At 51.9% G+C, this 11,874-nt stretch carries 9 protein-coding genes and 1 rRNA gene; all 10 read right to left on the reverse strand.

The genetic code is table 11. The features are described from left to right. Nucleotides 1-61 (reverse strand): 16S ribosomal RNA (locus ACFFK0_RS09745); the annotation flags it as partial. 202 nt (nucleotides 62-263) lie between these two features. After that, nucleotides 264-1,331 carry an HD-GYP domain-containing protein gene (locus ACFFK0_RS09750; RefSeq protein WP_377469965.1) on the reverse strand — a complete coding sequence of 356 codons (1,068 nt, stop codon included), beginning with the start codon at nucleotides 1,329-1,331 and terminating at the stop codon, nucleotides 264-266. 86 nt (nucleotides 1,332-1,417) lie between these two features. Next, nucleotides 1,418-3,889: a DNA gyrase subunit A gene (gyrA, locus tag ACFFK0_RS09755; protein ID WP_377469966.1), complete on the reverse strand. Its 2,472-nt coding sequence runs from the start codon at nucleotides 3,887-3,889 to the stop codon at nucleotides 1,418-1,420. A gap of 21 nt (nucleotides 3,890-3,910) precedes the next feature. Next, entirely contained in the window at nucleotides 3,911-5,068 is a 1,158-nt protein-coding gene (locus tag ACFFK0_RS09760) for a polysaccharide deacetylase family protein (RefSeq protein ID WP_377469967.1), read from the reverse strand. A gap of 37 nt (nucleotides 5,069-5,105) precedes the next feature. After that, a complete protein-coding gene (gene gyrB, locus ACFFK0_RS09765) occupies nucleotides 5,106-7,019 on the reverse strand; it encodes a DNA topoisomerase (ATP-hydrolyzing) subunit B (protein ID WP_377469968.1) in 1,914 nt (637 codons plus the stop codon). A gap of 66 nt (nucleotides 7,020-7,085) precedes the next feature. Next, nucleotides 7,086-7,331: an extracellular matrix regulator RemB gene (remB, locus tag ACFFK0_RS09770; protein WP_377469969.1), complete on the reverse strand. Its 246-nt coding sequence runs from the start codon at nucleotides 7,329-7,331 to the stop codon at nucleotides 7,086-7,088. Nucleotides 7,332-7,337: 6 nt separating this feature from the next. After that, nucleotides 7,338-8,456, reverse strand: a complete 1,119-nt coding sequence (recF, locus tag ACFFK0_RS09775) for a DNA replication/repair protein RecF (RefSeq protein ID WP_377469970.1) — start codon at nucleotides 8,454-8,456, stop codon at nucleotides 7,338-7,340. 1 nt (nucleotide 8,457) lies between these two features. Then, a complete protein-coding gene (gene yaaA / locus ACFFK0_RS09780; protein ID WP_377469972.1) occupies nucleotides 8,458-8,673 on the reverse strand; it encodes a S4 domain-containing protein YaaA in 216 nt (71 codons plus the stop codon). A 14-nt stretch (nucleotides 8,674-8,687) separates the two neighbouring features. Then, nucleotides 8,688-9,830, reverse strand: a complete 1,143-nt coding sequence (gene dnaN, locus ACFFK0_RS09785; RefSeq protein ID WP_377469973.1) for a DNA polymerase III subunit beta — start codon at nucleotides 9,828-9,830, stop codon at nucleotides 8,688-8,690. Between the two features lie 173 nt (nucleotides 9,831-10,003). Then, on the reverse strand, nucleotides 10,004-11,362 hold the full coding sequence (dnaA, locus tag ACFFK0_RS09790) for a chromosomal replication initiator protein DnaA (RefSeq protein ID WP_377469975.1): 1,359 nt from the start codon (nucleotides 11,360-11,362) through the stop codon (nucleotides 10,004-10,006). Nucleotides 11,363-11,874 lie beyond the last annotated feature (512 nt).

Below are 11,874 nucleotides of genomic sequence, written 5' to 3' on the forward strand. Positions count from 1 at the left end.
CTTGCATGTATTAGGCACGCCGCCAGCGTTCGTCCTGAGCCAGGATCAAACTCTCCAATAAAGTTTGAATCATAAGCTCTGAAACATAACACTTGCGTGTTGTATTTACTTATACCTCTCACTCGTCATTCAGTTTTCAAGGAGCAATCGACAGCGGCCGAAGCCGCTAACTTTGTAGCTTTATGTCATCCGGCTCAGCGGCGACTTTTATAAGATACCACATATAGCTAGTCGATTGCAAGTGCGAAATTGATGGTATCTTTTTACTGAATCACATCTTGAATGTAGACGCTGCGCTCCTGCACCAAATTAACGATAGTTCCGTTAACGTTTACCCACGGGCGAGTCGGATGGGAACGGTCCGCAAACACGATTTCGCCGACGCGGCCGTCATTAAGCTTCACTAACGTTCCGTTCTGGAATGAGGTCACTTTATTAATCATAGCCTGCACAATGGTGGGGGCAAGACGTCCGAACGATTCTTTCTGCAGCTCCTCCAGAACCAGATAGGCAGACACCGAGCTCTTGTAATACCGCGGATTGCTCATCGCATGATAAATATCCGCGATAGCGACGACTTTGGCGTACGGATGAATTTTATCGCCTTTCAGACCGAGCGGGTATCCGCTGCCGTCTTCCCGCTCATGGTGCTGAAGCGCACAAAGCTTTACACCCTCGTTGAGAGCCGGGACATTCTTCAGCATATTGTAGCCGAGAACGGTGTGCTTACGCACTTCCTCCAGTTCATCCTGGGTCAGCTTTTCCTTCTTCTCCAGCACCGCCGGATCCACCTTCATCGTGCCGATATCGTGCAGTAGTCCGGCCAATGCAATCTGCATATGATCCTTCTCCGGCATTCCGCACCACTTCGCCAGCTGATAGGAGGTTAGTCCGACCATAATGCTGTTGTGGTATATAAAATCTTGCAGATGCCAGTTCTTCGCCGAAAATGACAGCAAATTATAATAGTCGATATGGTTGATAAGCGCCTGCAGCCGATTGCGCAAGTCCATCATCGGAATCGGTTGGCTCGCATTGGCCAGCTTGAATACTTGCTTCAACATATTCAGCATGTTCTCGTATTCGGTAATAAACGGGTGGATCGTAGACACTTGAATGTCTTCCATCTGTTTCGATTCGTCTGAAGATTCATCCGCAGCCGTGCTCTTCGTCTCAATCGACACATTCTGAATCAGGAAGGCCCGCAAAATTTCAATATCCCGATCGGAGATAATCTTGCCTTTATGGAAAAGGGTATTGCCAAAACGAGTCACGACGGACTCGCTTAATTTCTCCCCGTATTTCAAGCTTGCTACGGATATTACTGCCACTCCACTCACCACTTTGCCAGAAATTCGATACTTCTTATTGTAGAACAAAAAAGAGGGGGATGGTACCCCCCTCTAATGTAAATATTTTATTCTTCGATGTCGCCTTCGCCGTCTTCATTCGATTCCGGGGCTTCTTCGTTCTTCTCCACACGTGCGACCGTAGCCACTTCGTCATCCTCGCGGATATGAATGAGGCGGACGCCCTGCGTGTTGCGCCCCATCATGGAGATGCCGCTCATGCTGGTCCGGATGATCGTACCGGAAGCCGTAATGATCATCAGATCTTCGTCTTCCTTTACAACCTTAAGACCGACGATCGGACCGTTCTTATCCGTAACGTTAAGCGTCTTGATGCCTTTGCCGCCGCGGGACTGAATCCGATATTCGTCCATCGGCGTCCGCTTGCCGTAGCCTTTGGTCGTCACGATCAGAACGCTATCGGTTTCGTTCACGATATCCATATCGATGACGTGGTCGTCTTCGTTGATATCGATGCCCTTCACACCAGTCGCGCTGCGCCCCATCGGACGGACATCGTTCTCGGAGAACCGAATGGACATACCGTTCTTCGTACACATGATGATCTCTTGCGAGCCGGTCGTCAGCTTGACCCCGATGAGCTTATCTTCTTCTCGCAGGTTGACCGCGATCAGACCGCCCTTACGAATATTGATGTATTCGTCCAAAGGAGTCTTCTTCACAATACCGTTCATGGTCGCGAAGAAAATATTGTACTCGCTGGAGAAGCTCTCAACCGGAATAACCGCATTGATCTTCTCGCCCTGTTCGATCTCGATCAAATTAATGATCGGCGTACCGCGCGCCGTACGGCTGAGGTCGGGAATCTCATAGGCTTTCAGCTTGTATACCTTACCCTTGTCGGTGAAGAACAGCAGGTAGTGGTGGGTATTGGATACGAACAGGTGCTCGACGAAGTCGTTCTCCTTCGTGTCCATACCAACGACGCCTTTACCGCCGCGCTTCTGGCTGCGGTAGGTCGTTACAGGCAGACGCTTGATGTACCCCGTATGGGTAATCGTGACAATAACGTCTTCCTGCGGAATCAAGTCCTCATCGTCGATGCTGTCTTCCCCGACTACGATTTCGGTGCGTCGAGGATCGTTGAATTTTTCCTTAATTTCGTTCAGCTCTTCGCTAATGATGGCGAGAATCTTCTGCTCATCGGCCAGAATCGCCTTTAGCTCGGCGATCCGCGCAACAAGCTCTTGATACTCGTTCTCGATCTTCTCGCGTTCCAGTCCGACGAGGCGCTGCAGACGCATATCGAGAATCGCCTGCGACTGGTCTTCGCTTAGACCGAAGCGCGTCATCAGGCCGGTTTTCGCTTCTTCCGTCGTAGCGGAGCTGCGAATGAGGCTGATGACTTCGTCAAGATGATCCAAAGCGATGCGCAAGCCTTCCAGAATATGGGCGCGGGCTTCCGCTTTACGCAGGTCAAATTCCGTACGTCTGCGAATAACGACTTGCTGGTGCTGCAAATAATGAAATAGCATTTCCTTCAGGTTCAGTACCTTCGGTTCGCCGTTCACAAGCGCCAGCATATTGATGCCGAAGTTCGACTGCATAGCCGTTTGCTTATACAGGTTATTGAGTACCACATTCGGGTTGACGTCGCGCCGCAGCTCGATCACGATCCGCATCCCGTTGCGGTCGGACTCGTCGCGGAGATCCGTGATGCCGTCAATTTTCTTCTCACGTACAAGCTCGGCGATTTTCTCGATCAAGCGGGCTTTGATGACCTGGTACGGCAGCTCATTCACGATAATGCGGGCCTTGTTGTTATTCTCTTCGATCATCGTACGCGCACGCATCGTAACGGAGCCGCGCCCGGTCTCATACGCCTGACGAATACCGGATCGGCCGATCAAGAAGCCGGCGGTTGGAAAATCCGGCCCTTTAATATGCTGCATCAGCTCCATCGGAGTCACGTCGGGCTTGCTGATCATCAGCTGCAGACCATCGATCACTTCGCCCAAATTGTGAGGCGGAATGTTGGTCGCCATACCTACGGCAATACCGGATACCCCGTTAACCAGCAGGTTCGGAAAACGGGAAGGAAGGACGGCCGGCTCATGTTCTTCTCCGTCATAATTGGGAACGAAATCGATCGTTTCCTTGTTGATATCCCGGAGCAGCTCCATCGCAATCTTCGAGAGACGGGCCTCGGTATATCGCATCGCCGCCGCCATGTCGCCGTCGATCGATCCGAAGTTGCCGTGTCCGTCCACAAGCATATAGCGGAGCGAGAAATCCTGCGCCATCCGGACCATCGTCTCGTATACGGCGGAATCGCCGTGCGGATGGTACTTACCGATAACTTCGCCGACAATACGAGCCGACTTCTTGTACGGCTTATCCGGCGACATGCCGAGCTCGGACATAGCGAATAGAATACGCCGATGCACCGGCTTTAAGCCGTCTCTGACGTCCGGAAGAGCACGGCTGACGATGATGCTCATCGCGTAGTCGAGGAAAGACGTGCGCATCTCGGAGCCGATATCGATTTCTTTCACTTGGGAACGCAATTCATCGGACATCGAGTTAAGCCTCCTGATCTGTTAATGACCTGTCTTGCTGCGCTTATGGGGAGTTTCTGCGCGCATATAAATATCTTTCAGCGGATTGTAAGCAAGTTTCACGTCGAGCATTCGTTCCAAATCATCATTGCGGATGTAGTTTCGTTTGTCCTGAAAACGTATGGGATGAGATAAATAATAGCTGTCTTCGCCGGCTACAACCGTCTTTCGATCCGCTAGAATGCGATAGTTCTTGTTCTCGTACGTGATTTCGACTTCTCCGTTTGCGAACGGCTTCACGGTGCCCCCTATCTGTTTGACGGCCGTGAGAGGAACCAAGTCGGACGCTTCGATACGGGCGGCAACCTTGCGCAAAATATGGTTATTGACGGACACCGGCTTCATGTACGGACTTCCCGCATTGAGCCGCGGTATTTCCATCGGGTTCGTGCTCCGCGTGACCATCTCGCTATGTACGGTAAAAGCGTATTGGATTCCGGCATCGTTCAACAGCCTTATGCTATTGTCATCGTAGCTGCCGAAAGGATACGCGTACATATCGGCGATCCCGGAACCTAACTCTTTCAATGCCGCTACACACGATCTGGTGTCCCGCACAATCCGCGCCTCGTACTGTTCATCCGATTCCTCACCGTCTTCTCTTCGAAATCGGGTTGTGAGGTAGGGATCGCCGTCCTTGGTCTTCGCGTGGAGACCGCTGGAGTGGCAGCCGAACTCTATTCCCTTGTTCGCTGCCATCATTTCGCGAATTTCGTCCCTGGAAAGAAAGCGGAGCTGATCTGCTGCCGGATCCTTCAACGTGTCGGTGATAATAAAATTGACCGCCGGAATATCCAGCTTCGTTAGAATCGGGTATGCGTATCGGTAGAAGCTGTAGTATCCGTCGTCGAAAGTGACAAGCACCGCGTTCGGCGGCACTTGCCCGCCGTCTAAATATTTTCGGAATTGACGCATCGTTATAAATCGATACCCGCGGTGCTTCAGGTCCGTCAGCTGACGCTCGAACAGCTCCGGGGTGATCGTCACCCCGCCCTGTTGAACGACTTTGTCGATATGATGATACGCAATCACCGCAACCTGATCCTCGTACCAGATCCCACCGACAGTAGAGGTCGGAAGGCTTAGAGCGAGAACGGCGCAAATTAGTCCGATACCCAGCCAGTGCCAAGACGGTTTCACGCGAAGCACAGCTCCTTTATTTCGCAAAACGGCATGGTTAAATATCGAGATTTTTCACGTATTTGGCGTGCTCTTGAATAAATTCGCGGCGCGGCTCGACCGCATCGCCCATCAGCGTATCGAATACGATATCCGCTTCGATCGCGTCTTCGATGCTGACCTGCAGCAAAGTACGGGAGGCCGGATCCATCGTCGTTTCCCACAGCTGCTCCGGGTTCATCTCTCCGAGACCCTTATAGCGCTGCACGTTCACTTTGGCGCCTTCGCCGAATTCCTGCATAATCACTTCGCGCTGCTTATCGTTGTATGCATAGCGGATGACCTTATTGCGCTCCAGCTTGTAAAGCGGCGGCTGTGCGATATAAATATACCCGGCCTCCAGCAGCTTGCGCATGTAACGGTAGAAGAAGGTCAGCAAAAGCGTGCGGATATGCGCCCCGTCGACGTCGGCGTCGGTCATAATAATAATTTTGTGATAACGGGCGCGGCCAATATCGAAGTCGTCTCCGATGCCCGTACCGATTGCCGTAATGATGGCGCGGATCTCCGCATTCGACAAAATCTTGTCGAGACGGGCTTTCTCCACGTTGAGAATTTTCCCCCGCAGCGGCAATATCGCCTGAAAATGACGATCGCGGCCTTGCTTCGCCGATCCGCCTGCGGAGTCCCCTTCTACGATGTACACTTCGGATATCGCAGCGTCCTTCGACGAGCAATCGGCCAGCTTGCCGGGCAGCGAGCTGACTTCCAGAGCGCTCTTGCGGCGCGTCAGCTCGCGCGCTTTGCGGGCCGCTTCCCGTGCGCGCGCAGCGGAAATCGACTTCTCGACGATCTTCTTGGCGACTGCCGGATTCTCGCTCAGGAATTCTTCGAACTTATCGGCGAAGAACGATTCCACGATGCCCCGCACTTCGCTGTTGCCGAGCTTCGTTTTCGTCTGTCCTTCGAACTGCGGCTCCGGAATCTTCACGGAAATAATCGCCGTCAAGCCTTCCCGCACGTCATCCCCGGTCAAATTCGCATCGCTTTCTTTAATCGCGTTCGACTTGCGCGCGTAATCGTTCAGAATACGTGTCAATGCGCTCTTGAAGCCGGATTCGTGCGTGCCGCCCTCATGCGTGTTGATGTTGTTGGCGAACGAGTAAATGTTTTCGGTATAGCTGTCATTGTACTGCAGCGCCACTTCGACCTGAATGTAATCCTTCGATCCTTCGACATAGATCGGGGGTATATGCAGCGCTTCGCGGTTGCGGTTCAAATATTCGACGAAGGAAACAATGCCGCCCTCATAGCAGAACGAAGCAGCCGTATCCGTACGCTCGTCGGTTAGATTAATTTCGATGCCCTTATTGAGAAACGCCAGCTCGCGAATACGCGACTGCAGCGTGTCATAATCATATTCAAGCGTTTCCGTGAAAATTTCGCCGTCCGGCTTGAAATGAACGGTCGTACCGGTCTCGTCTGTTTCCCCGATCATCTTAACGTCATACTGAGGCGCGCCGCGGCGATACTCCTGCTGATAGATAGCGCCGTCCCGTTTCACCGTAACGATAACCTTCTCCGACAGGGCGTTTACGACCGAAACGCCGACGCCGTGCAGACCGCCGGACACCTTATAGCCTTCGCCGCCGAACTTGCCGCCGGCATGCAGCACTGTCAGAACGACCTCTAAGGTCGGGCGCTTCATCTTCGGATGCTCGCCGACCGGAATTCCGCGGCCGTTATCGATTACGGTAATGGAGTTATCTTTATGAACGATGACATCGATCTTCGTACAATAGCCGGCAAGCGCCTCATCGATACTATTGTCTACGACTTCCCATACGAGATGGTGCAGACCGCGGCCGCTGGTGGAGCCGATATACATGCCGGGACGTTTGCGAACGGCCTCCAGCCCTTCCAGTACCTGAATCTGATTCTCATCGTACGTATTCTGATTCGCTAACGACATTGTAGCCTTCACCTGCTTTTCGATTTGTCACTGTAGGCAACCTTACGCATATAAGAATATTAAGGATTAGACCAGTAAATGATGCGCCCGCTTCTTCAGCGTCGTTGACGAGATAGGGGAATAGTATACCGTCGATTTGGTGACGACGAGCGATTTGCATTCCTCTTCGCCGATGACTTCGACCTGCCGTTCCTTCACCGCATGGTTCAAGAACTGCTTGGAAATTTTCGACGATTTCTCGATCGAAATGTCAAAAATCGCAATGAGCTCGGAAGCCCGGATGATTTTCTCCCCGCCGAGATGAATGAACATCGATCCTCATTCCCTTCCCGTAACTTGGCCTTGCCGGACATGATAGATAGACGCATCGTCAAGACGATCCAGATGAACGCTTTCAATACCGGTCGTCGTGATGAACGTCTGCACCTTGCTTTGGAACGTTTGAATCAGCTGTGTCTGGCGGTGCTCATCCAGCTCGGACAGCACGTCGTCCAGCAGCAGCAGCGGATATTCTCCTACTTCCTCATGTATGAGCTCTATCTCTGCGAGCTTCAGAGAAAGCGCCGTTGTGCGCTGTTGGCCCTGCGAGCCATACACATGCGCTTCCTTGCCGTTTATATAAAATAAAAGATCATCGCGATGAGGCCCGGCCAGCGTCAAGCCGCGGCGCAGCTCCTGTTCGCGCACCTGTGATAACTTTATCATAAATTGGTCAAATAAAACAGCTTCCTCTAGTTCTTCGGACAGAGGTAGAGAAGGGGAATATTCGATCCGCAGCGATTCTTGGCCGGCGGTTATGCCGGAATGGATGCGTTCGGCCCAATTTTGCAGCTTTCTTATAAAGCTTTGACGCTTTTTCATGATTTTAACACCATGGTTTGCCAATTGGTCGCTAAAAACGTCAAGAAGGGCGGGATCCGGTCCGCCGCGGCCTGCCGATTGCTTAAGCAGGTTATTGCGCTGCTGCAGCGTTTTCTGATATTGGGACAAGTCATAGAGATAGCTCGGCTGTACTTGACCGATCTCCATATCGAGAAAGCGCCGCCGAACGCCGGGATTGCCCTTGACGATTTCCAGATCCTCCGGGGCGAACATGACGACGTTCATCGCACCGATGAAATTGCTGAGCTTCTTCTGCTCAAGCCCGTTGATCTTCGCCTTCTTGCCCTTGGCCGTAATGGAGAGATCCAGCGTGCAGGAGCCGTACCGCCGCTCCAGCTCCGCATGCAGCAGCGCATCGCCGCCGTTCCAGTTCAGCAGCTCCTTGTCCTGGTGAGTCCGGTGCGATTTGGTCAGCGCCAACACGAAAATCGCCTCCAGCAAGTTGGTCTTGCCTTGGGCGTTCGGTCCGACGAAGATGTTGACATTTTTGTCTATTTGAATATCCACATGGGGATAATTTCGGTATTGCCGGAGGGCGAGCCTGCGCAAAAACATGCTACGCCCCCGTAACCCGGAACTGTCCGCAGCCTTCCACGGATACTTGATCGCCCGGCACCAGCTTGCGGCCGCGGCGGTTCTCCGCTTCACCGTTCACCCGAATGTCGGCTTCCTTCACGAAAAATTTGGCTTGCCCCCCGGTGGAAATGCAATCGGCCAGCTTCAAAAACTGACCGAGTGTAATGTATTCGTCTCGAATTTGGATTTCTTTCATCGTCGATTGACTCCTTAGCCTGTTGTCCGGTAAGGGAGGATGAGCTGCAGCAGATTGGCGTTCTCCTCAGGCTTAATGATAATCGGCTGCATGGCGCCGGTGAAGCCGATATGGATGAAGTCGCTGTCCATGACCTTCAGCGCATCCAGCATATATTTGGAATTGAAGCTGATCTTCAGCAGCTCTCCCTTAAGCTTATGCAGATTGATCTGCTCGGTTAGCTTGCCCAATTCTGAAGAAGAGGAGGAAATTTCGATCGATTCGTCTTCTTTCATCTGCATCCGGACAATATTTGTCTTGTCTTCGCGCGAGAGGAGGTAGGCCCGGTCGATCGCGTCGATCAATTCTCTCGTGCTGACGACGAGCTCCGTCTGATACGCCTGCGGAATGAGCTTGGACGTATCGGGATAAGTGCCGTCCAGGATGCGCGTATAGAACAAAATCGCATTCATCTTGAACAGCACCTGATTCTCGGCGATGACGATATCGATCAGCGTGTTCTGCTCCGGCAAAATCTTGTTCAGCTCGCCGAGTGTACGGCCGGCAATAACAATGTTATTGAATTCAAGGCTGGAATCGACATCAATCGACGCTTCTCGTGTAGCCAGCCGGTGCCGGTCGCAGGCGATAAATTTCAGCTTGCCGTCGGCTATCGTCCATTGAACCCCGGTCAAAATCGGAGTCGTTTCGTTTGTTGACACGGCAAACGAGGTTTGGCGAACCATCATCTTCAGCAGATCGCTCGGCATGCGGATAATTTTGTCCTCGTCAATTTCCGGAAGAAGGGGATATTCCTCCGGATCCAGCCCCATAATCTGAATTTCCGAAGAACCGGAACGAATCGTCGTTTGAAACTGATCCTTGACCTCGATTTGAACTTGCTGCGTCGGCAGTTTGCGAATGATCTCGCTGAAAAATTTTGCCGGTAATACAACGCTGCCCTTTGCATATAATTCAACGATGGTTGTACCGTCGCTTTCGAGCGGAATAAAGCTTTGAATCGAAATATCGGTATCGCTGGCCGTAAGGGTAATCCCTGCTCCGGTCGCGTCAATTTTGATGCCGGTAAGAATAGGGATGGTAGTGCGGCTGGAGATCGCCTTCGACACATGCCCGATGGCTTCGTTCAAATGGTCTTTCAAAACGGTCAGTTTCAACGAATGTCACTCCTGTGGTTCTAAAGTATGGTGCTGTTCGCATATACATCTATAATACATTTTTTTATTTAGAAGAAGTAGTAGGGCCTGCGGATATGTGGATATGTGGACGAAACAGGCAATAGATAAGCCTATCCACATGTGCATAAAGTGTGCATAGGCCTTGTTCACATTCAGCTATGATTTTTTATTTTTTCAGTGATCGTGTGAATAATTTTGTATAAGTCCTGATCATTTTGCAGCGTCGTCGAGATTTTCTCGTGGGCATGGATAACGGTCGTATGATCTCGGCCGCCAAAAGCCTCGCCGATCTTGGGCAAGGAGAAATCGGTCAGCTCCCGGGACAAGTACATCGCCACTTGCCGCGGGAAAGCTACGGCTTTCGTCCGTTTGCGTGCTTTGAAGTCATCCATACGCAGGCCGTAGAACTCGGCGACCTTCGTCTGAATATCCTGAATCGTAATTTGGCGCGGCCGGCTGGACGGAATAATGTCCTTCAGCGCTTCGGCGGCGAGATGGACCGTTATGTCCTGATTAATGAGCGAAGAATAGGCGACTACACGGATCAGGGCGCCCTCGAGCTCCCGGATGTTCGTATCGATTTGGTTGGCTATGTAAGCCATCGCTTCATTCGGAATTTCAAGGTTCTCGGCCTTGGCCTTCTTGCGCAAAATCGCAATCCGCGTCTCCAGGTCCGGCGGCTGAATGTCGGTAATCAGTCCCCATTCGAAGCGGGATCGGAGCCGGTCCTCGAGCGTCGGAATTTCCTTCGGCGGACGGTCGCTGGATATGATGATTTGTTTACCTTCCTCGTGCAGGGCGTTGAACGTATGGAAAAATTCCTCCTGCGTCCCGTCCTTGCCGGCCAGAAATTGAATGTCGTCGATCAGCAGCACATCGATGCTGCGGTATTTGTTCCGGAAGCTCTCGCCGCGGTTATCCCGAATCGCATTGATGAATTCGTTGGTGAACTTCTCCGACGAGATGTAGAGGACGCGCGAGCCGGGCGTATGTTCAATGACATAGTGTCCGATCGCGTGCATCAGGTGCGTTTTGCCGAGACCGACTCCTCCATATAGGAATAGCGGGTTATACGATTTGGCCGGCGCTTCCGCTACGGCAAGCGATGCGGCATGGGCAAAGCGGTTGCCGGCGCCGATAACGAACGTTTCGAACGTATATTTGGCGTTCAGATTGCTGGCCGTATCCTCGAGAGAACCGGGTATCGCGCGGGCAGCGGGCGGACGCTGTTCGGGCGGTCCGGAGGCGGCGGCAGGGTCGTTCGTTTCCAGTGTAAGCTTGACTTCAAGCGGACGTCCGGCGGTTTCCTGCACGCTGGCCTGAATCATCTTGGCGTATCGGCTCTCGAGCCAATCGAGCGCGAATTTATTCGGCACATAGATTGTAAAGGTTGAATCCGAAAGCGCCGAACGCTTGATCGGTTTGAACCAGGTTTCAAAGCTCGGCTTGCTCAGCTTCGCCTGAATGACGTCGAGTACTTGCTGCCATAGCTCCTGGGATTGGCTCTCCACGTTTGGTCACTCCTTAAGTTCATGGTTCACGGTGTGGCACAAGTCGGCCGAACGTAGGATATTGTCGAATTTATGGAAAGAGCAGAGCGTTCATCTATCCACACTATTAAGGGTATCCAAGAGAGAGTTATACCTTAAGAGGGATTTTGTTCACAATGTTATCCACAGACTGTTGATAATTCAAGGCCGAACGGAGAATATCCACAAACGAAACATCCCTATGATAGCAGATGAAAGCCTTACAATCAACGCATCTTTCGAATTTATCCACAAGATCAATAGCTTGTGCATGAAAGTTATCCCAAGCACAAGATATTGTTAACAATGTGTGGAGATTCGACATTTTTCCTGAAGATCTCTGTGGATGTATGCACATGGGGATGTCAGCAAGTCGGTTTCTGGAGATATGCGCTGTTGATTAGTGACGCTCGCGATTCACCCGGGGATGTTGCGTTAGTGTAAAATCTCCGTGGGTGTAGGAATTGGAAAAAGCGGATATAGAAAAAGAGCTT

The sequence above is a fragment of the Paenibacillus chartarius genome (assembly GCF_042432825.1).
Lineage (GTDB): Bacteria > Bacillota > Bacilli > Paenibacillales > NBRC-103111 > Gordoniibacillus > Gordoniibacillus chartarius.

Coding starts and splice junctions, on each gene's coding strand:
- gyrA (WP_377469966.1), bottom strand. CDS start 3,889: ATGTCCGATGAATTGCGTTCCCAAGTGAAAGAAATCGATATCGGCTCC.
- gyrB (WP_377469968.1), bottom strand. CDS start 7,019: ATGTCGTTAGCGAATCAGAATACGTACGATGAGAATCAGATTCAGGTA.
- remB (WP_377469969.1), bottom strand. CDS start 7,331: ATGTTCATTCATCTCGGCGGGGAGAAAATCATCCGGGCTTCCGAGCTC.
- recF (WP_377469970.1), bottom strand. CDS start 8,456: ATGTTTTTGCGCAGGCTCGCCCTCCGGCAATACCGAAATTATCCCCAT.
- yaaA (WP_377469972.1), bottom strand. CDS start 8,673: ATGAAAGAAATCCAAATTCGAGACGAATACATTACACTCGGTCAGTTT.